Genomic DNA, 20,403 nt, shown 5'->3' on the forward strand with positions numbered 1-20,403 from the left:
CAAGACTTCCTTTAACGGCAACTAAACAGCGAGTTCCTTCAGTGTTGTATTTTGCTATCAAGCTGCGGGTGTTCGAGAAAGTCTAACAGGGATATATAAAATTGTTATTGGATATTGAGGTAGGATATAGGAACCTGGGTTAGTCTACGCTAGCTAACCCAGGTTAAAATTAGCCGAATTCTGCTATCTCTTCTCTTAAGAGTTTCTCTTCCAGTAATTCCTCTATTTTACGTCTGCGTTCTAACTTTGTAGAGGGGTTTGCTTCAGTAGCGATGATAGCGCTGTCGCTATCATCTTCCAGTTCATTTTCTTCTTCATCAAAACCACGAGCACTCATAGCCATCTCCTTTTAGCTTTAACCCGTTATTTCCGCGTACAAAATAACAGAATTAAGGATTAAGGAACAGTGGAATTTTTTGAACAGCCTCTACTAGTGACTCAAAGTACGAGTATCATCATGCTCTTGATTAGATACTGGATTAACGCCCATACTAACTTCTGCTGATCTGCGTTTTAATTCCTGTAACTCATTTTTAATTGAAGTAAGATCTCCAGGAGCTGAACTTTTAAGTCTGTCCTTAACTCCTTCTTTAATTATATTATCTAAAGCCTCACGAGTTTTCGCTGAGTCCTTGACAACTGTTTCATATCTTGCCCTTTTATTTTTATCTGGGTTCTTATCATCATAATAGAGGCTTGAAATAGCTTGATTTTCCGGTTTACCATCTTTTTCGGCAGGTTTATAAGTATAAAGAACACCATTGACTTTGATATTGATATTTTCAGGTGGAAAACCACTTTTTAAACAGGCTTCAAAAGCCTGGCGTCCCCGTTCTTGGGCTATTTTCTCATTTTTAAAATTAAGCGACATGGTAATGCTTTCAGAGCCAGAAGCACGGATTGCTTGTGCCATGGTCTCCATGTCTTTTTTATGATGATCATTAAAATAGTAACGAGGATTAGTAAACTTCATCCCCATATCTAATGAATAGGATAGGCTGCCATCTTCCGCTTTAGTGGTTTTTATTTCTCCTCCACCCAGCCGTTGAATAAACTTCAATTGATCAAGTTTCACACAGTTTATCTCGGCTCTATCCTCAGAGATATCTACTAAAATATTTGCTGCATTTTCTCGATTCTCTTCAGCGAGGCGTTCGATCATTGCATGCATTTTAGGATCATTTTTATTTAAATCAGCCATAAATAAGAATGCTTTTAGTTGTTGTTCTGCTGCTTTATGTAAATCAGCTTTTGCCTGGATAACATTCTTGTCAAAAGCTTTTAATTGCTCTTCATGTTTATTTGATAAATCTTTGCACATGCTTACTTTAACAGCTTCTAAAGCCTTTTTATTTTCCTCTTCATCATCAGGAAGATCGAGTGCTGTTGTAATATTAGCTTGAAAATCTTCATCTTCAAAGAGTGTATTTAGTTGCTCGATTTCACTTTTTTGTTGTTTTTCCAGGGAAGTTCGGGTCTTATTAGTAATGTCTTCCAAAAGTCCATGTACTTCTTGTACATGAAACTTTTTTGGGCCGGCTAATAATTGCTGGAATGCTGCCATCGATGCGTTGTATTCTTTCTTAGCCCCTTCTTCAAGAGCTTTACTGCTTAATAGTTCATTTATTTCTTTTTTGACCGCTCTAATCGCATCTTTTTTATCTGCAGCAGCATCACTTAATTTTTCATGAATTAAGGTGCCACTTGGAGTTTTTGCTTCTTTTAGCTTCAGAACATCATCCACTCGATTGGCAACAAATTTATCAACAGCATCAGTAGCTAATTTGGCATTTTTTCCTAGGCCAATGCTGGGCAGATATTCTAGGTGTTCTTCAGAAAGTTGCTGTAGGGCACCAGGGCTAAATCGTGGATAGGCGACTCGGTCACCAATAATCCTATTTAACAGGCCACGTTCTTCAGGTCTTGTTGGGTTTTGATCTGAACCACCAATCAAGGGAGCTGATGGGGTTAGCTTATTTCGTAGGGCATTTGCAACACGATTGAAAAAACCAGTAGCCATAATCTGATACCTCTATACTTGATAATAAGCTAAGTATAACACTATTTTTATTAAGGTAGGATTAAGATAGTTTAGAAATTAAGAGTTTAGATGCCGTTCTACAAGAGTTTATTTTTAACGTAACCTGGTTGCTCTCAAGCAGGTTACGTTAATGATTTATTTTACCATGCGGGAATGGCTGCATCACCGAATAGTGTTTTCGCTTTTTCTTTTACTGCATCAGAGTTTAATGCTTTCACAAATAATTCCAGCTGAGCTTTTTTAGGGCTATCACTGCGAATTACAATGATGTTGGCATAAGGTGAATCTTTATCTTCAGTAAAGAGCGCATCACGAGATGGCGTTAAGCCTGCAGGTAGCGCAAAGGTAGTGTTGATAACCGCAGCATCCACATCAGGTAGTACTCTTGGTAATTGTGCTGCATCCATTTCTTTAAATTGAAAGTGATGAGGATTGGTAGCTATGTCTTTTAATCCGCTACTTTCATTATTTTTTAAAGTAATTAAATGTGCTTTTTCTAATAATTGTAATGCACGTAGCTCATTACTTGGATCATTAGGTATGGCAATCACTGCGTTTTCAGGCAGGTTATCTAGCTCTTTGAACTTCGTGGAATAGATACCCACTGGGTAAACGAAGGTACGTCCAATCGCCTCCAGATTATAATGGTGTGCTTTAACTGCAGCTTGAAGATAGGGTAAGTGCTGGTAAACGTTGGCATCTAGGCTACCATCTTGTAATGCTTCATTAGGTAAGTTGTAATCGTTAAAAGAAATAATTTTAACATCAATCCCATATTTATTTTTCGCAACTTCTCTGGCTGTTTCGATGATTTCCGTTTCAGGCCCTGCAATTGCTCCTACGACTAACGTATTAGGGGAGGGCTTATTGCATGCCACCAGACTAAATAATAAAACAATATAAGTTAAAATCCGCATTTACAACTCCAATAATTAATTATGTACAAAACGTTTTGCTAAATAATCACCGAACATTTGAGTTAACTGCACCATGATAATTAATACGACTACAGTTGCGAGCATAATCCCAGCGTCGAAACGTTGATAACCGTAATTAATGGCCAAAGTACCTAATCCGCCAGCGCCTACGGTTCCTGCCATGGCTGAGTAATTTACCAGAGTAATTGCAGTAACCGTGACTGCATGAACTAAAGCTGGTTTTGCTTCGGGAAGTAAGATATGAAAAATAATCTGTTTCGTATTTGCACCCATTGCATAACCTGTTTCTATCAGTCCATTGGGTAAACTTTGGTAGACATTATCGACAAGTCTGGCAAAGAAGGGGATAGCTCCTAAAGTTAAGGGAACGATCGCTGCATTCATACCAATTGAAGTACCCACAATGAGTCGGGTAAAAGGAATGATTGCCACTAATAAAATAATAAAGGGTATAGAACGTGCCATATTAATAAATACAGATAAGAATTTATGTAATTTTGGCATCTGCTTTATATGATTTGATGAATACAATAAGGTACCCAAAGGAAGTCCAAGTAATACTGCAAATACAGTACTGGTAACGACCATATAGAGCGTTTCGGCAGTTGCAATTAATAAATCATATGCCATCGGGAAGGACATAACCTAAAACCTCCACAGTTAGTTTTACTTGCTCACAGCGCTCAATGAATGCTTCGAGTAATAATGGGTGGGCGGTTAATTCAACGATTAGAACGCCACAAGTTATCGTGTCAAAACGATCAATGTTCGCCAGCAATATATTGATATCCAGATTTAATTCACGGCTTGTTTGGCTAATGAAGGGAACAGTAGCCTCTTCACCTTGGAAAAATAAACGCAGCAACGGTTTATCTGTAACATAAGAGGCGAGCCGGCTTGTTAAGCATTCTGGGAGTTCTGGACTCAATTGAGCATAAAGCATACTGCGGGCTAAGCTATCTTTTTTGTTAAATACATTGGCTAGGGACGTGGTTTCGGTCAGACGGCCGTGTTCAATAACTGCAAGTCGTTTGCAAATGCGTTTCACTACATCCATTTCATGGGTAATCAGAATAATGGTAATACCATAGAGGCCATTAATCTTTTTCAATAAGGTTAAAATTGAATCGGTAGTTTCAGGATCCAGGGCCGATGTTGCTTCATCACAAAGTAAAATTTTAGGTGAACAGCTTAACGCACGTGCAATCGCTACACGTTGTTTTTGGCCACCACTTAGTTGACTTGGATAAGCCAGTTTTTTATCGGACAACTCAACTATTGGCAATAGCTCTTCAATTTTAATACGGATGTTTTCTTCGTCTATGCCTTGTATGCGCATGGGGAGCGCAATATTGTCATAGACTGTTTTTGAGCTAAGCAAGTTAAATTGTTGGAAGATCATCGCCATTTTATGGCGTGCTCGTGCTAAATCCTTGTGCGAAAGACTGGTCAGGTATTGGCCATCAATGATGACATCACCTTGATCAGGTCGCTCTAATAGATTCATACATCTTAATAAAGTAGATTTTCCCGCACCACTTTTGCCAATGATACCGAAAATTTCACCTTCCTGGATAAATAAGTTGATATCCTGTAAAACAGGTTTGCCAGAAAAGGATTTGTTTAATCCCACTAATTCAATCATTGTTATAACCTGAGATTATGTATTTATGCTTTTGGGAGGGCTTGGTGGGAATGGTGTACACTACCCGCTTTAGCCGTATTTTCAAAAAAGAAGTCTTTTTTGAGCGTCCGCAAGCTGAATTTCAAATCGACGCCGTGCTTAGAATTATACACAAACTACTTGCTTAAACAAAGGATTATTTTGGTAGTTATGGGACAGAGGGTTTTAAAAACCATGTCGATTATATATAAATCTATTGCCAGAATAGTTCGCTACATTGTATGATTTTCCCTTTTTTCACAAGGATGTTCCATGTATTTGTGTAACACGAAGTACAATGCCGCAGTCGTAGCATTATTATCAACTTTGAGTTGTTCAGCAGCATTTTCAGGCTCGATGGGTCCTGTAAGCTCCGCGTTTAAAGGGCACTTTCTTGCTCAAATTGGCGGTTATTCTGCAATTCAGGGAAAGGCGCAAACAATCCATATTGCCGAAGATTTAATAGGTAATCGCTATACAGTAACGACTCACAATCAAGGTAATGGCTTGGTTGGATTGGGGTATTTGTTTGATGGTCCAGTAATTCAGGGGAAATTTCCAATTTCCTATGGAATAAATGCTTTTTTCTTAGGCCAGACTTCGGTTCGTGGTACTATTATTCAAGAAGACGAATTTACCAATCTTTCTTATCGCTATAAATTGCAACACATCCCTCTTTATTTTGTTGCTAAAACAGTACTTGATACCAAAGTAGAAAAACTAAAACTTGCTTTTGATGCAGGTATTGGCCCAAATTTCATGAGTGCAAGTCATTATGAAGAACAGGCACTGGCTTCTTTTGTTATTCCTGACCGCGCATTTTCCAGTCGAAATAACACTACATTCTCGGCAACGGTGGGGGCAAGTATTCGTTTTATAAACGCACCTGATAGTATTCCCTTAGAATGTGGTTATCGCTTTTTCTATTTAGGACAAGGAAAGTTCCGTACTAATAATGACCAAGTGCTTAATGCGGTTAAAACGGGTGATAATTACGCGAATGCGTTTGTGTGTACGGTCACTGTTTAATTTTACCTTATCGAAGATCAAATTACTCCGGTTTGAGCGTGGTATTCAGACTTATCTTGTATTTTACTTCGAACGTATGGATACCGCGGTGACCGCGGTATCCATACTTATCTTGCCTCTCACTCCGAACTTATTATGTATACCATGGCCAGGCCTTGGTATTAGCTCTTAACTCATAAGTTCTTTGCGATTTTTGAAATTTTCTAATGCTTGAGGATTTGCAAGTGATTGCAAGTTATTTACGGGTTGGCCATGAACCACTTGTCGAACTGCCACTTCAACTATTTTCCCACTAATGGTGCGGGGAATGTCAGTTACTTGCACTATTTTGCTTGGGACATGGCGTGGAGATGCATTTTTGCGAATAGTGGAACGTATTTTATCCATTAACGCTTCATTCAAATCAACTTCTTCACGTAATTTAACAAATAAAATGACGCGAACATCATCTTCCCAGTCTTGGCCAATGACAATGCTGTCGAGTACTTCATCAATTTTTTCGACTTGGCGATAGATTTCTGCTGTACCTATGCGGACTCCGCCAGGGTTTAATATTGCATCAGAGCGGCCGTAGATAATCAGTCCGTGATGGGAGGTTATTTCCGCAAAATCACCATGAGCCCAGACCTCTGGGAAATGATTGAAATAGGCACGATGATACAATTCGCGATTCTTATCATTCCAAAAACTTACAGGCATGGACGGAAAGGGCATAGTACACACTAATTCGCCGCGTTCTTCTTGAATGGAGTTTCCTTCATCATCAAAGACTTCTACCGCCATTCCTAAGCCTAGACATTGTAATTCACCACGATAAACCGGCAACATGGGGTTACCTAAAGCAAAACAGGAAATAATATCGGTCCCGCCGGAAATAGAGCTAAGTTGGATATCACTTTTTATTTGTTCGTATACATAATCATAGTTCTTAGGCAGCAAGGGCGAGCCTGTGGAAAGAATGCATCGCAATGTGCTTAAATCAAATTCTTCCTTCGGTTTGACTCCAGCTTTTTCAACGCTAGAAATAAACTTAGCACTAGTACCAAATACGGTAACTTTTTCTTCTTCAAGCAGTTTGAACAGACGATTATTTTCAGGATAGGTTGGCGAACCTTCATATAAGGTTAGAGTAACTCCTAATGCTAAGGCAGAGACGGTCCAGTTCCACATCATCCAGCCGCAGGTCGTATAAAAGCATAAATTATCTTTAGCTTGTAGATCTGTATGTAATCCCAATTCTTTAATATGTTGAACTAAGGTTCCGCCTGCTCCATGAACGATGCATTTAGGCTTTCCAGTGGTACCTGAGGAAAACATAATATAAACAGGATGCTCAAAGGGGACAGAAGCAAATTCACATTCTTTGGCAGGTTTTAGAAAGTCATCCCAGAAACTGGCTTTAGGTAAGTCAGATAAATCCATTCGTTCATTAACATTAGGGCATATGATGGTATGTTTTAGAGAACTCATTGCGCTGCTAAGGTGCTTAATTTTTTCTGCACCACTAAATTTTTTGCCATTGTATTGATGACCATCGCAAATGAATAAGACTTTAGGCTCCACTTGCCCTAAGCGGTCCAGTGCTGCTTGAGTACCAAAATCAGGGGAGCATGAAGACCATATTGCGCCCAACGAGGTTGCTGCTAACATTGCAATAATGGTGTAATGAGTATTTGGCATTAAGGCGACAACACGATCTCCGCTGATAACCCCGGCGGATTGTAAGCCTGCAGCACATTGCGCTACTGCGGCATATAATTCTGCATAGCTCATTACATGCCGTTCGTTATTTTCATTTCTACTGATTAATGCGATGTGGCCATCTCGTCGAGATAAGAGTTTCTGTGCAAAATTGAATTTGGCTCCAGAAAACCAACGAGCCTCCATCATTTCATTGTAATAATTTAAAATTTGATGGGCTGGGGTATCAAACTTTAAGTGAAAGAAATCACATAGGGTAGACCAAAATGAGTCTGGGTGTTTGATGGACCAGGTATGTAAATCCTGGTAACTTTCAAACAGTTGGCAATGCTTTTCCGCAGCAAAATCCATAAATTGCCACATTCTAGTGGTTTGTGGATTGTTTGGTTTCCATACGAGCTCATTCATTCTTAATTCTCTATTTTTAGGGAAATGTAAGCAACCCCATCAGTTACAAGGATTAGCCAATAAGGCATTGGCAACTTTTGATTGATTTTTGCGGCCGAGGATCTTACAAATAAGATCGCCAACAGCCACAATTTTAAATACGTCAACACCGGTCTCTATTCCTAAGCCGTGCATTAAATATAAAACGTCTTCAGTTGCCACATTCCCTGTAGCCCCCAAAGCATAAGGGCAGCCACCAAGACCCGCAACAGAACTATCAAAACGATGTACTCCATGGTGTAATGAGGCATAAATATTCGCAATCGCCTGACCATAAGTATCATGAAAATGCATTGCCAATTGGTCTAAAGGTAAGATTTTAAGTACTTCATCTAAGAGTAATTGGGTTTGCTTGGGGGTACCTACACCAATGGTGTCCCCTAAAGAAACTTCATCTATATCTAAATCCCAGAGCTTTTTTGCTACATCAGCTACTTGGGTAGGAGAGATACTTCCTTCATAAGGACAACCTAAAACACAGGAAATATAAGCACGCACTTTGATGTTTTGTTCTTTGGCTAAGGCAAGAACTGGTTTAAAACGCTCGATGCTTTCATCAATAGAGCAGTTAATGTTGCGCTCATTAAATGCTTCGCTGGCAGCGGTAAATATTGCGATTTCTTTCACACCGGCCTCTAAGGCTTTTTGCATTCCCCGTTCATTGGGAACCAATGCTGAATAGTGTATAGATGGTGCTTTATTGATTGCACGGAAGACTTCCTGATTATCTGCTAACTGAGGAATGGCTTTTGCAGAAACAAAGCTGGTGACTTCAATGTATTCTAGGCCGGTTTGGCTCAATGCATTGATTAACTCAATTTTATGTTTACTGGACACAAAAGCCGATTCATTTTGTAGTCCATCACGTGGTCCTACTTCGATAATTGTCACGCGCTGCGGATAGTCCATATTTATCTCTTTGTGTTCGCTGTTAAGCTGGATTAGGCGGTAGCCGTAATCCAGGAATTAATTAGGGTCGCTTAACGATAATAGTTCTTCACCTTCATTAACCTGCGCGCCTACTGTATAAAAAATTTCGGCAAGAATCCCATCATTTGGGGCATGAATGGTATGTTCCATTTTCATGGCTTCGAGCACAATTAGGCGATCACCTGTTTTAACTTGCTCGCCTATATTTTTTAGTATAGCTACTACAGTTGCGGGCATTGGAGCGGTTAATTGGCCTTTATGTGCTGATGATTGAGCACCTGGTGTATTCCAATTAAATCGTTCAAGAGTAATCTGACCCTGAGCGGTATATAAGGTCAAAGCATCTTTTGTATTTTCTACTACGGCCGTGTGTTTTTTTTGATCCAATTCAATAGTCAGTTGCATCTCATTTAAGGATGCGCGAAGACTATGTTCTTGTTCATTAATTGTTACCTTAAATTGGTTGGCATTAATGGGAGTAATCATAGCGTCAATTCGTGTTTCAGCACCTTGATAACGGTATATCCAATTTCCCAAGCCATGAGATTGCCAGGAGAAGGCATCACGTAATAAAGGATCGCCAATTTCATTGATGGTATTTAAATAATCAAAGCTCACTGCCATCAGCTGTGCGATTTCTTTATCAGGAGCCGATAAATGAATCGATTCTTTAGCCAAAAAGTCAGTGCTTAGTTCGGCATGACTAAACTTGGGGTGTTGGCAGATTGCTTTAAGAAAGGGAATATTCGTTTTTAAGCCACCAATATGGTAATGATTCAGCGCCTGTTCCAAGCGTTGTAATGCTTCTTCGCGAGTTGCTCCCCAGATGATGAGTTTGGCGATCATCGGGTCATAATACATGGTAATTTGCGAGAGGCGTTCAACCCCGGTATCTACGCGGATACCGTCACCGGCAGGTTCTTTTAAAAAATGAATTTGGCCTATAGAGGGAATAAATTCATTATAGGGGTCTTCTGCATAAATACGGCATTCAATAGAATGCCCCTGAGATTTAATTTGTTCTTGAGCAAGAGGTAACGGCTCACCGGCAGCAATCTTTAATTGCCAGGAAACTAAATCAAGGCCCGTAATCATTTCTGTAACCGGATGCTCAACCTGTAATCGAGTATTCATTTCCATAAAGTAGAATTGTTCTTGGGAATCGACCAAAAATTCTACGGTTCCTGCACCACGGTATTCTATGGATCGCGCAACCTCACAAGCTGCATCTGCTAGTCTTTTGCGTAAAGCAGGGGAGAGGTTTGGAGCTGGAGCCTCTTCAATAATTTTTTGATGACGGCGTTGAATGGAACAATCACGTTCAAAAATATGGACCACATTGCCATGGTTATCTGCCATAATTTGCAATTCAACATGACGAGGATGTAAAACCAGTTTCTCGATAATCATTGTATCATCAGCAAAACTTGCCATTGATTCACGTTTTGCGCCAGCTAAGGCCGCACTAAATTCTTCTTCAGAATGAACCGTGCGCATACCTTTACCGCCACCGCCATTCGCCGCCTTGATTAAAACGGGGAAGCCAATTTTTTTTGCTTGGCTTAGCAAATGCTCTTCTGATTGTTCACTGCCGTGATAACCTGGAGTTAGAGGTACGTTGGACCTTTCCAAAAGTTGTTTGGCCAATTGTTTGGAAGCCATCGCCTCCATAGCCGCTACGGATGGGCCAATAAATACAATGCCTGCTTCTTCACATGCTTGGGCAAACTCGGGATTCTCAGATAAAAAACCATAGCCTGGATGAATGGCTTGAGCGCCACTTTCTTTAGCGACACGGATAATGGCGGCAGCATTTAAGTAGCTTTCTTTCGCTGTTGCTTCACCGATATAATAAGCACTATCGGCACTGCGTACATGCAAACTGTCTTTATCCACTGAAGAATAAATCGCTATAGTATGAATGCCCATGGAGCGTGCTGTTTTGATGATTCTGCAGGCGATTTCACCGCGGTTAGCAATAAGAATTTTATTAAACATGCAAGCCTCTAATTCCAGTTAGGTGTTTCTTTATTTAAAAATGCATTAAGACCCTGTTGTCCCTCAGGCGATACTCTCTTTTTAGCAATCAATGAAGCGGTATAATAAAGCAGCTCTTCGTTAATTGGTTGATTAGCTACGTAAGCTGCCAAGTTTTTAGAGGCTTTCACTGCTTCTGGAGCGTTATTACTAATTTTTTGGGCATAATTTAAGGTGAATTCTAATAATTCTTCTTCGGCAACACAGTGTTGTACCAGACCTAATGCAAGGGCTTTACTGGCATCAAACACCTCGGCACTCATGAATAATGTTTTCGCACTGCGTTCACCAATAGCTTTTACCACATAGGGGCTAATTACGGCAGGAATTAATCCTAGTTTTACTTCCGAAAAACAAAAACGTGCAGACGTTGCTGCTATAGCAATATCGCAGGCTGCAGCAAGCCCCGCGCCACCACCAAAGGCTGCGCCATGCACCATTGCTAAGGTTGGCTTGGGGCTTTGATTCAAGGTAAACATCAAACGTGCAAGCACCATGGCATCGTTTAGATTTTCTTCTTCACTAAAACGTGCCATATCCTGCATCCAGCCGAGGTCGGCGCCGGCAGAAAAATGTTTGCCATTTGCTTTAATGATAATAACGCGCACTTGCGGATCAGCGATTGCTGCATCAAGTTTGCTTTGCATTTCTGCTAGCACAGTATTATCAAAGGCATTATGTTTGCCTACGCGATTTAATGTTAGTAAACAAAGATGATCTTCAATTTCAAATAATAGGTCGCTCACGTGTTAGCCCTTACATGCGAAATACGCCAAAGCGTGTAGGTTTAATTGGTGCATTTAATGTTGCAGACAAGCCTAAGCCTAATATCTTACGCGTATCTTGGGGCGCAATCACGCCATCATCCCATAAGCGTGCACTTGCATAGAAGGGGTGACCTTGAGTTTCATATTGCGAGCGCATTTGCTTTTTAAATAGTTCTTCTTCTTCTTCAGACCATTCATGCCCTTGTTTCGCTAGCTTATCACGATTGACTTGAGCCAGAACATTGGCTGCTTGTTCACCACCCATCACCGAAATTCGTGAATTGGGCCAGGACCAAATAAAATTGGGTGAATAGGCACGTCCACACATGGCATAATTTCCTGCACCAAAACTTCCACCAACAATAACGGTAAATTTAGGCACATTTGCATTGGCAACCGCAGTCACCATTTTGGCTCCATGCTTGGCAATACCTGAGGCTTCATATTTAGAGCCGACCATAAAACCTGTAATGTTTTGTAAGAAGATTAAAGGGATCTTTCGTTGACAGCATAGTTCAATAAAATGACTTCCTTTAAGAGCGCTTTCACTAAAGAGGATGCCGTTATTGGCGATAATGCCTACTGGATAGCCATATAAATGAGCGAAACCACAAACCAGGGTGGTACCAAAAAGTGCTTTGAATTCGTCAAACTCAGAGCCATCCACAATACGTGCAATGATTTCACGGATATCAAAAGGTTTTCTTGGATCTGAGGGAACAATTCCAGCTAGTTCCTTACTGTCATATAGGGGTTCAATGGTTTCAATACGTTTTAATGTGATTTCTTTTTTTCGATTTAAATTCGTAACCGCAACTCGGGCTAGATGCAATGCATGTGCATCATTTTCAGCATAATGGTCAGACACGCCAGAGTGTCGGCAGTGTACTTCAGCACCGCCTAATTCTTCTGCACTAATTACTTCCCCGGTAGCTGCTTTTACTAACGGTGGGCCACCAAGGAAAATAGTGGCTTGGTTTTTTACCATAATGGATTCATCAGCCATTGCCGGTACATAAGCACCTCCCGCGGTACAGGAGCCCATTACTACAGCAATTTGAGGGATGTTTTGCGCGGACATTTGTGCTTGATTAAAAAAGATTCGACCAAAATGGTCCCTATCCGGAAATACTTCGTCTTGATGGGGTAAAAAGGCACCACCAGAGTCAACCAAATAAATACAAGGCAGATTATTCCTTTGTGCAATTTCTTGCGCACGCAAATGCTTTTTAACAGTGAGCGGATAATAGGTACCGCCTTTAACCGTTGCATCGTTAACGACGATCACACATTCCACACCTGAAACCCAGCCAATACCGGTAATGATTCCTGCTGCGGGTACTACATCATCGTATACTTGATAAGCTGCTAGCTGTGAAAGTTCCAGAAAAGGGCTTCCTGGGTCAAGCAATTGTTGCAAACGCTCCCGAGGTAATAGTTTGCCATGTTTTAAATGTCGGGCACGAGCCTTTTCATCACCACCAAGTACTATGCGTTGAATGTGGTTTTTCAGGTCATCAACTAATGTTTGCATCGCAGTTTGATTTTCTCTGAACTCTTGACTGCCAGTATTAATTTGACTGATTAATTTTGCCATGCTTTAGTCCTTAACGTACCAAAATATCGCTTAAAACGATTACCGTCCAAATGGTCCATGTGATTGCAATAAAGTGAGGCATCTCTTTGCCCTTAATTGCTTTGTATAAGAGTGCTGGAATTGCTGTTAGAGTAACAGGCAGTAGCACTAATACCAGGATTTTACGAATGACCAGTCCCCAGCCAGTTTGACTGAAAATAGGGGTTAATTTTACGTTTACATAAGTAAAAAACATATCAACATAAACAACGACAAGATGGGCGTATTTTGCAAATATGACTACTAGGATACTAAGCCCCAGATAGATAAGACTTTGTCTTAGCATGTACATCCTTTAAAGGTTATTATTTTTATTAACGGTACAGCTAAGTAGCCCGTATTAGACAAAGTCGTAATATGGGCTACTTTCTTATTGCATTGGTAAAGGTGTTTAAGAGCGGACCTTATACTAATTCAATCGCCATTGCTGTTCCTTCACCACCACCAATACATAATGCAGCGATACCTCGTTTTTTACCTTGATGCTTCAGAGCATGAAGTAGGGTAACTAAAATACGGGCACCTGATGCACCAATTGGATGGCCTAAAGCGCAAGCTCCGCCGTGAATATTAACCTGTTCTGGATTTAATTCAAGCTGTTGAATCGCTGCCATAGCAACTACTGCAAATGCTTCATTAATTTCGTACAAGTCTACATCGCTTTGTTTCCAATTTGCTTTGCTCATTACTTTGCGAATCGCATCGATTGGCGCGGTAGTAAACCATTGTGGTGCTTGTGCATGAGTTGCATGAGCTACAATGCGAGCTAATGGACGAATACCACGTTTCTCTGCTTGAGCAGCAGTCATTAGAATTAAGCTGGCAGCACCATCAGAAATAGAGCTTGAGTTTGCTGCAGTGACGGTACCATCTGCTTTAAATGCGGGTTTTAATTGCGCAATTTTAGACAGTTTTGACGCATCAGGGCCTTCATCAGTAGTTACACTGACATCCCCTTTACGGGTATTGATGGTTACTGCCGCAATTTCTTCAGCAAAAGCGCCACTTTCAATTGCTTTGATTGCTTTGCTCATCGATTGAGTGGCATATTCATCTTGCTGCTCACGGGTGAAGTTGAAATGAGCTGCAGTTTCTTCCGCAAAACATCCCATAAGCTGGCCACGAGTGTAGGCATCTTCAAGTCCATCAAGAAACATATGGTCTTTAACTTCCCCATGTCCTAGACGGTATCCTGCTCGCGCCTTAGGTAATAGGTAGGGGGCATTACTCATGCTTTCCATACCGCTAGCTAAAACGATATTTGCTGAACCTGCTTTAATTAAGTCATGGGCTAGCATCACTGCTTTCATCCCAGAACCACACATTTTATTGAGGGTAGTTGCACCTGCTGAATCAGGAACACCTGCTTTGATGGCTGCTTGTCTTGCTGGCGCTTGGCCAATGCCTGCCTGGAGTACGCAACCACTAATTACCTCTTCAATTTCAGCAGGGTTAATACCGGCTTGTTCTAAAGCTGCTTTATGAGCAATTGCATTTAATTCTGGCGCGCTAAGTGCAGAAAGAGCACCTAATAGACCTCCCATAGGCGTTCTTTTAGCTGCAACAATTACTATATCATTCTGATCCATGTCGATATTCCTTATGCTGTTTCTTTAAAAAGTTCACGTCCAATAAGCATTCTTCTGATTTCAGAAGTGCCAGCTCCTATTTCATACAGCTTAGCATCACGTAGTAGACGACCCGCTGGATACTCATTAATGTATCCATTGCCACCTAGAATTTGAATTGCCTGTAATGCCATTTGCGTTGCTCTTTCTGCAGTATACAAAATCACACTTGCAGCATCTTTACGACTGACGTTTCCACAATCACAGGCTTTAGCAATTGCATATAAATAGGCTCTACTTGCATTTAAATCGGTATACATATCCGCCAATTTGCCTTGTATAAATTGGAATTCACCAATAGGTTGTTCAAATTGTTTGCGTTCATGCACATAAGGTAGAACAACATCCATACACGCCTGCATAATGCCTACGGGACCTGCCGCAAGAATAGTACGTTCGTAGTCAAGACCACTCATTAATACTTTAACACCCTGATTTACTTCGCCTAAAATCTGTTCTGCAGGAACTTCGCATTGTTCAAAGACCAATTCGCAGGTGTTTGAGCCACGCATTCCTAGCTTATCCAGTTTTTGAGCGGTTTTAAATCCGGGCATTCCTTTTTCAATTAAAAACGCTGTGATGCCTTTGCTTCCTGCCTGCTTGTCTGTTTTAGCATAAACAACTAAAACATTTGCATCAGGGCCATTGGTAATCCACATTTTGGTGCCATTGAGAATGAATTTGTCGCCGGAAGCTTGAGCGTGTAATTGCATACTGACTACATCAGAGCCTGAATTGGATTCACTCATTGCCAGCGCGCCAACATATTCACCACTAATCAGTTTAGGCAAATATGTCTCTTTTTGCCTGGTATTACCGTTTAAATAAATTTGATTGACGCATAAATTGGAGTGTGCACCATAACTTAAGCCCACAGAGGCGGAGGCGCGAGAAATTTCCTCCATAGCAATTGTATGAGCAAGGTACCCCATATTGGCTCCACCGTATTCTTCACTGACGGTAATACCCAATAAGCCCATATCGCCTAATTTTCGCCATAAATGATTAGGAAAAATATTGCTTGCGTCTATTTCTGCAGCTAAGGGAGCGATTTCGGTACGAGCAAATTGGCGAACGCTGTCTCGTAAAAGATCATGGGTTTCGCCTAATTGGTAGTTTGGCCCTGTATACATAGATGACTTCCTGTAATTTTTGTAAATGCACTAACTATACCCAATCGCATTGAAGTTGCAACCAGAATTTTTTCCTGTTTTTGCTCTTATCTATTTATTGATTAATAAATCATTGTCTCCATACCAAATGGTTTGATTTTGCGCAGCGATTTAAAGTGTTTGATCTGGGGTTGTTTTTTGTCAGAATGCAATAAATAAAGTCACCTTGGCTGGTATTAGAATTGAACCAGCTTATCAATTGCATGAATATATTAAAGAAAGGTGAAAATTTATCGAGTTAAGGTTAGCATACACTACCATTGATTAAAATGGACACAAACTTCCAGCACGGTAGCATTATTTATGACGAAAATGATAATCGGTTTTTTTTGTGGTACGGATTATATTCGCGAAGATGATAAGCTCTATGAGACGCTTCATTCCAACATTAATGCAAGTAAAACTGCCTTACGAGTATATGATGGCTGTCAGAGTCATGCAGGACTATTTGCGATTGGAATACAAAGCCAGGCTGATGCATTTATCACCGACTTGAAAAAAGAAATTGACTCTTTGGATAACACAGAAAAGATTCAAATTAATTTCATTGCGCATTCACAAGGCGGTTTTTCTGCCTTATTAGCTATTAAAAAAATTCAAGCAGATCCTGAATTAAGGGGGCGAGTTGATATCACTGTAGATTTGCATGAGCTGGTTCCTCGTAGTTTTCGCTGGTCCACGGCAATTGGCGGTAATTTAATAACAGCGAATATGGTTCATGATCTAAGTGATTGCGATTTGGTTAAACACGCTCATTTGACTTTACACGAGAGAGGTTTAGGTTCTGTTGGATGGGACGCATTCATTCCCAAATTCCATGCAGCCACGACCGTTGAAGTAGAGGCTTTGCCAGGTTGGTATGATGTTCAACATAATGGGCAAATTAGGCCAGCGGTCGAGGATCCTGCTCTGTTTGAACTTGGGGTGGCAAAGACTATGGCCATTCTCGAGGCGGATGGTCATGATGTTGGTTCTGATGGACATACCTTACAACGCCAACAAATTGAGGCTTATAAAAAAATTCTTATGTGGGTAAAAAAAAGGATTCATCCCTTTGAAGAACGAAATCTTCATTATGGAGGACATCTTATTGCAAACAATACTGAAAAAGAGGGTTTGGAAGCAATTAATTGGCAGCATGCTCGATTGATTAATGCTGTGCCTGATCATGTTCTTTATGGGGTTACCCACCCTTATTATAATTATAAGAAAACGAATCTTGAGCATTATTGCAATTTTACTTTGATACTTGATGCCTATTTGGCAACCCATCCAGAACAAAGTAAATTAGTTCAAGATCTTAATTATTCTGCTCAAGAATATATTGCCGCAGGGCATACTGGTTTAGACACATTTTACGCCGATTGTCTGCTATTTCTTAATAAAGCAGGGGTTCAGGATAAGCAACTTTACGTAGCTATTAATTCTTTGTGTGTGAATGGTTATCTTCAGGGGCTGTGCAAGGTTTTAGATGGAACTCCCGCAAACGCTGTGCTTCAGGCTAATTTGTTGGCTTTGGTTTCAGTACTAAAAGAAGAATTGAATGTTGAAATTTGTTTAGGAAAAAATAGTACTCTTATTCAAAGTTCAGAAGTATTGATGGTTGCAAAAAATACGGTCGCGTTTCTTAGTGCGATTTATGCTCCCAATGTAAGTTCGGATAGTATTCTTACCGCTGCTACTGATTATGTTAAAGCAAATCTGCGCTGTGGAAAACAGTGGGATGTGAGGAATAAGGTGCTTGCTAGCTTAGTGCTTGGCCTTGCTGCTGCTGTTGTTGGGTGTATGGCAGGGGCGATAATTGGTTTGGGTATTGGATGGGCTGCGGGAACAATTACAGGCTCAGGAACATTCATCACCACGCTTGTTAGTGCGTTTTTAGGTTGCTTTCAAGGAGCAATGATTACTGCAAGTGTTGCTGGCACTGCAGCAGGTCTTGCCGGGGGCTGTGCAGCAGCTTATGGATTCTTTGCGCTTACAGCAAGAGAAAGGCAGGTTCAAGAATTGGCTGAAGCGGTTATTAGCAACGAATGGCCCGATATAACCAATTGAATGTATTTGTTATTTAATAAAGCTGTAGCCCGTATTAGGCCTGGTCCTAATGTGGGTTAACTTTACAGGACTTTATTTCTTGCTTCTTTTTCACCCATCTTTGATATTAATTTTATAAAAAGCTCCTTTACCTGATTTAAAAAATCGCCTAATCTTAAGCCAACGTTAGAGGATGTAAACAAGCGTAGAACGCTTAATGCTGTCGTAACCTGATAGAGCGCAGCACTGAAAGAATACCGATGTTCTGTAACATCGTCGAAGGTTTGGCGATGAGAGAATCTTTCAGCGTTGTATTCCATCCAGGTTGCAATCAAAATTTATATTTATAAGGAGAGTTGCTTATGCGGAAGTTAGTGCTCTGGGGACATAATGTTGATGAATATCGCGAGATGTTTGATTTATCTATCGAAGATATGAATGCCCGAATTTTAGAATATGGATGTGGCCCAAGTGCAGTCAATGTGCAACAATTTCACGAAGCGCATGAAGCTGTAAGTTGTGATCCTTTATTTGTTTTAGATAAAGATACCTTATCCTCTAAAGCCGTGATGATTTTTTCTGAAATGGTCCACGAAATACAAACTGAGCAGGATAAATTTGATTTTAGTGAATACGGCAGTTTAGAACAATTAATTGAAAAACGCCAAAAAGGCATGAATGAGTTTTTTGCTGATTATGAGCAGGGCAAGGCAGAAGGCCGTTATTATGGTGCTGCAGATTATCATCTACCTTATCCTGATTTTTCCTTTGATTTTGCTTTGAGTGCTCATTATCTTTTTGCTGATTTAGAAGATCAGACATTAGACTTTCATTTAAATGTAATTCGCGAATTGGCTCGAGTAGCAAAAGAAGTACGTGTTTTCCCGCTTATCGATCGCGAAGGTAAAACCTCAGAGCTTTTAGGTCCCGTTTTACTGCAACTTCAACAAGAAAACTACGGTGTTGAAGTAAGAGAAGTGGATTATCATTTGCATCAAGCAGAAAATGCGATGCTTCGAGTGTGGGCGCAGAAGTGTGATGTCTAATTTGTATTCTATTGTACGCCCTTTATTGTTTTGTATGAGTGCGGAAAGGGCGCATTCCTTTAGTTTATCTGCTTTGCATTTTATCCCGCAAACCTGTTTTAAAACAGCAAAATCAAACCAGGTTCAGGCAATGGGAATACAATTCCCTCATGCAGTGGGATTAGCTGCCGGATTAGATAAAAACGGTGAACATCTGGATGCTTTGGCCAAAGTTGGATTTTCTTTTATTGAATTAGGAACGGTAACACCTCGACCTCAAGAGGGGAATCCCAAACCTCGTCTATTTCGCATTCCTCAAGCACAAGCCATTATTAATAGGATGGGATTTAATAATCAAGGTGTTGATGCTTTGGTTGCTCATGTGGAAAAAGCGCATTATCGAGGCATTGTGGGAATTAATATTGGTAAAAATAAAGATACGCCTTTAGATCGAGCTGCAGATGATTACCTCTATTGTTTAGAAAAAGTGTATGGGCATGCTACTTATATAACCATTAATATATCATCACCCAATACTCCTGATCTGCGTCAATTACAGCAGAAGGTTTATTTTGCGGATTTGCTCTCGCAATTACAGCAGGCACAAAAGCGTTTGTCTGACACGTTTCAGCGCCATGTTCCGTTGGTTGTTAAAGTATCTCCTGATGAAGAAATGGAAACGCTGAAACAAATGACAGAAGTAATTTTAAGTCATGGTATTGAAGGAATTATTGCAACAAATACTACCTGTTCTCGTGATGGTGTGGCTAATTTACCCAATGTTCAAGAAGCCGGTGGATTAAGCGGCCAACCGTTACAAGAGCGTTCATTGCAGTGTTTGCGTTTGCTCAAAGAATATGTGGGCAATGCCGTAACCTTAATAGGGGTTGGTGGCATCAATAGCTGTGAAAGTGCCCAAGCTAAATTGGATGCCGGTGCTTCATTAGTGCAGGTATACAGTGGTTTGGTTTATCAGGGACCAGGATTAGTTCATGAACTGGTTGCTGGGTTAAAAACAAAATGAGATGCATCACCAAAGATTTAGCCACTTAAATTGAATGATGTATTAAACAGACCCATATTGAAGTAACCAAACTATATACTCAAGGAAAAATATTAGATATTAATGGCGGAGCTGCTTGTTTTTCTGGGGCTAATTCTTATTTATCTCAGGTAGTAGGTTGGGGATTTTTGAGTCAGCCCATACTACATAAAAAGATAAAAAACAATTTTCAACATAAGCTATTGGTTTAATGATAAAATATTACAAAAAAGCACTTTAATCACGCTCTAAGTGTATTGATCATTAGCACTTCGGGTTAATAAGCGATACAATCTGAGCCATTTACTAACAACCC

The 20,403-nt window shown here is 40.4% G+C and carries 17 protein-coding genes and 1 pseudogene; 5 read left to right on the forward strand and 13 right to left on the reverse strand.

The genetic code is table 11. From position 1 onward, the window contains the following. Positions 1–169: 169 nt before the first annotated feature. The 5 genes from ACQY7T_RS04580 to ACQY7T_RS04600 form a co-directional block, all read right to left on the reverse strand. Positions 170–337 (reverse strand): PA3496 family putative envelope integrity protein, encoded by a 168-nt coding sequence (locus tag ACQY7T_RS04580; RefSeq protein ID WP_428411528.1) that lies wholly within the window; start codon positions 335–337, stop codon positions 170–172. A gap of 93 nt (positions 338–430) precedes the next feature. Beyond that, on the reverse strand, positions 431–2,020 hold the full coding sequence (locus ACQY7T_RS04585) for a hypothetical protein (RefSeq protein WP_428411529.1): 1,590 nt from the start codon (positions 2,018–2,020) through the stop codon (positions 431–433). Positions 2,021–2,181: 161 nt separating this feature from the next. Beyond that, entirely contained in the window at positions 2,182–2,958 is a 777-nt protein-coding gene (locus ACQY7T_RS04590; RefSeq protein ID WP_428411530.1) for a MetQ/NlpA family ABC transporter substrate-binding protein, read from the reverse strand. Between the two features lie 15 nt (positions 2,959–2,973). Beyond that, a complete protein-coding gene (locus ACQY7T_RS04595; RefSeq protein ID WP_428411531.1) occupies positions 2,974–3,621 on the reverse strand; it encodes a methionine ABC transporter permease in 648 nt (215 codons plus the stop codon). Then, on the reverse strand, positions 3,599–4,624 hold the full coding sequence (locus ACQY7T_RS04600; RefSeq protein ID WP_428411532.1) for a methionine ABC transporter ATP-binding protein: 1,026 nt from the start codon (positions 4,622–4,624) through the stop codon (positions 3,599–3,601). The genes ACQY7T_RS04595 and ACQY7T_RS04600 overlap by 23 nt, the downstream gene beginning before the upstream one ends. Before the next feature lie 291 nt (positions 4,625–4,915). On the opposite strand from ACQY7T_RS04600, the gene ACQY7T_RS04605 reads away from it, so the two are divergent. Beyond that, complete coding sequence (locus tag ACQY7T_RS04605; protein WP_428411533.1) at positions 4,916–5,671, forward strand: hypothetical protein; 756 nt, start codon at positions 4,916–4,918, stop codon at positions 5,669–5,671. A 168-nt stretch (positions 5,672–5,839) separates the two neighbouring features. Here the strand turns inward: ACQY7T_RS04605 and ACQY7T_RS04610 are convergent, their stop codons facing one another. The 8 genes from ACQY7T_RS04610 to ACQY7T_RS04645 all read right to left on the reverse strand — a co-directional run bounded on the left by ACQY7T_RS04610 (position 5,840) and on the right by ACQY7T_RS04645 (position 15,950). Continuing rightward, on the reverse strand, positions 5,840–7,780 hold the full coding sequence (locus ACQY7T_RS04610; protein ID WP_428411534.1) for an acetoacetate--CoA ligase: 1,941 nt from the start codon (positions 7,778–7,780) through the stop codon (positions 5,840–5,842). A 39-nt stretch (positions 7,781–7,819) separates the two neighbouring features. After that, a complete protein-coding gene (locus ACQY7T_RS04615; protein WP_428411535.1) occupies positions 7,820–8,728 on the reverse strand; it encodes a hydroxymethylglutaryl-CoA lyase in 909 nt (302 codons plus the stop codon). A 57-nt stretch (positions 8,729–8,785) separates the two neighbouring features. Next, positions 8,786–10,747 (reverse strand): acetyl/propionyl/methylcrotonyl-CoA carboxylase subunit alpha, encoded by a 1,962-nt coding sequence (locus ACQY7T_RS04620; RefSeq protein WP_428411536.1) that lies wholly within the window; start codon positions 10,745–10,747, stop codon positions 8,786–8,788. Positions 10,748–10,755: 8 nt separating this feature from the next. Beyond that, a complete protein-coding gene (locus ACQY7T_RS04625; protein ID WP_428411537.1) occupies positions 10,756–11,532 on the reverse strand; it encodes an enoyl-CoA hydratase-related protein in 777 nt (258 codons plus the stop codon). Positions 11,533–11,542: 10 nt separating this feature from the next. Beyond that, positions 11,543–13,150, reverse strand: a complete 1,608-nt coding sequence (locus tag ACQY7T_RS04630) for a carboxyl transferase domain-containing protein (RefSeq protein ID WP_428411538.1) — start codon at positions 13,148–13,150, stop codon at positions 11,543–11,545. A gap of 10 nt (positions 13,151–13,160) precedes the next feature. Next, on the reverse strand, positions 13,161–13,475 hold the full coding sequence (locus ACQY7T_RS04635) for a hypothetical protein (RefSeq protein WP_133137322.1): 315 nt from the start codon (positions 13,473–13,475) through the stop codon (positions 13,161–13,163). Positions 13,476–13,593: 118 nt separating this feature from the next. Further along, on the reverse strand, positions 13,594–14,778 hold the full coding sequence (locus ACQY7T_RS04640; RefSeq protein WP_428411539.1) for an acetyl-CoA C-acyltransferase: 1,185 nt from the start codon (positions 14,776–14,778) through the stop codon (positions 13,594–13,596). An 11-nt stretch (positions 14,779–14,789) separates the two neighbouring features. Then, positions 14,790–15,950, reverse strand: coding sequence for an isovaleryl-CoA dehydrogenase (locus ACQY7T_RS04645; RefSeq protein WP_428411540.1), 1,161 nt, complete (start codon positions 15,948–15,950; stop codon positions 14,790–14,792). 342 nt (positions 15,951–16,292) lie between these two features. Here ACQY7T_RS04645 and ACQY7T_RS04650 point away from each other — a divergent pair, with 342 nt between their 5' ends. The 4 genes and pseudogenes from ACQY7T_RS04650 to ACQY7T_RS04665 all read left to right on the forward strand — a co-directional run. Continuing rightward, entirely contained in the window at positions 16,293–18,041 is a 1,749-nt protein-coding gene (locus tag ACQY7T_RS04650) for a hypothetical protein (RefSeq protein WP_428411541.1), read from the forward strand. A 341-nt stretch (positions 18,042–18,382) separates the two neighbouring features. Next, a complete protein-coding gene (locus ACQY7T_RS04655; protein WP_428411542.1) occupies positions 18,383–19,066 on the forward strand; it encodes a hypothetical protein in 684 nt (227 codons plus the stop codon). Position 19,067: 1 nt separating this feature from the next. Then, complete coding sequence (locus ACQY7T_RS04660; protein WP_428411717.1) at positions 19,068–20,069, forward strand: quinone-dependent dihydroorotate dehydrogenase; 1,002 nt, start codon at positions 19,068–19,070, stop codon at positions 20,067–20,069. Positions 20,070–20,098: 29 nt separating this feature from the next. Then, positions 20,099–20,260, forward strand: a pseudogene (locus ACQY7T_RS04665) (GNAT family N-acetyltransferase); the annotation flags it as partial. Between the last annotated feature and the right edge of the window lie 143 nt (positions 20,261–20,403).

Origin of the sequence: Legionella sp. (assembly GCF_965140895.1) — a bacterium.
Classification (GTDB): Bacteria; Pseudomonadota; Gammaproteobacteria; order Legionellales; family Legionellaceae; genus Legionella.

What these genes read in the sequence shown, in the direction of transcription:
- ACQY7T_RS04580 (WP_428411528.1), bottom strand. Translation starts at nt 337, where the DNA reads ATGAGTGCTCGTGGTTTTGATGAAGAAGAAAATGAACTGGAAGATGAT.
- ACQY7T_RS04585 (WP_428411529.1), bottom strand. Translation starts at nt 2,020, where the DNA reads ATGGCTACTGGTTTTTTCAATCGTGTTGCAAATGCCCTACGAAATAAG.
- ACQY7T_RS04590 (WP_428411530.1), bottom strand. Translation starts at nt 2,958, where the DNA reads ATGCGGATTTTAACTTATATTGTTTTATTATTTAGTCTGGTGGCATGC.
- ACQY7T_RS04595 (WP_428411531.1), bottom strand. Translation starts at nt 3,621, where the DNA reads ATGTCCTTCCCGATGGCATATGATTTATTAATTGCAACTGCCGAAACG.
- ACQY7T_RS04600 (WP_428411532.1), bottom strand. Translation starts at nt 4,624, where the DNA reads ATGATTGAATTAGTGGGATTAAACAAATCCTTTTCTGGCAAACCTGTT.
- ACQY7T_RS04605 (WP_428411533.1), top strand. Translation starts at nt 4,916, where the DNA reads ATGTATTTGTGTAACACGAAGTACAATGCCGCAGTCGTAGCATTATTA.
- ACQY7T_RS04610 (WP_428411534.1), bottom strand. Translation starts at nt 7,780, where the DNA reads ATGAATGAGCTCGTATGGAAACCAAACAATCCACAAACCACTAGAATG.
- ACQY7T_RS04615 (WP_428411535.1), bottom strand. Translation starts at nt 8,728, where the DNA reads ATGGACTATCCGCAGCGCGTGACAATTATCGAAGTAGGACCACGTGAT.
- ACQY7T_RS04620 (WP_428411536.1), bottom strand. Translation starts at nt 10,747, where the DNA reads ATGTTTAATAAAATTCTTATTGCTAACCGCGGTGAAATCGCCTGCAGA.
- ACQY7T_RS04630 (WP_428411538.1), bottom strand. Translation starts at nt 13,150, where the DNA reads ATGGCAAAATTAATCAGTCAAATTAATACTGGCAGTCAAGAGTTCAGA.
- ACQY7T_RS04635 (WP_133137322.1), bottom strand. Translation starts at nt 13,475, where the DNA reads ATGCTAAGACAAAGTCTTATCTATCTGGGGCTTAGTATCCTAGTAGTC.
- ACQY7T_RS04640 (WP_428411539.1), bottom strand. Translation starts at nt 14,778, where the DNA reads ATGGATCAGAATGATATAGTAATTGTTGCAGCTAAAAGAACGCCTATG.
- ACQY7T_RS04645 (WP_428411540.1), bottom strand. Translation starts at nt 15,950, where the DNA reads ATGTATACAGGGCCAAACTACCAATTAGGCGAAACCCATGATCTTTTA.
- ACQY7T_RS04650 (WP_428411541.1), top strand. Translation starts at nt 16,293, where the DNA reads ATGACGAAAATGATAATCGGTTTTTTTTGTGGTACGGATTATATTCGC.
- ACQY7T_RS04655 (WP_428411542.1), top strand. Translation starts at nt 18,383, where the DNA reads ATGCGGAAGTTAGTGCTCTGGGGACATAATGTTGATGAATATCGCGAG.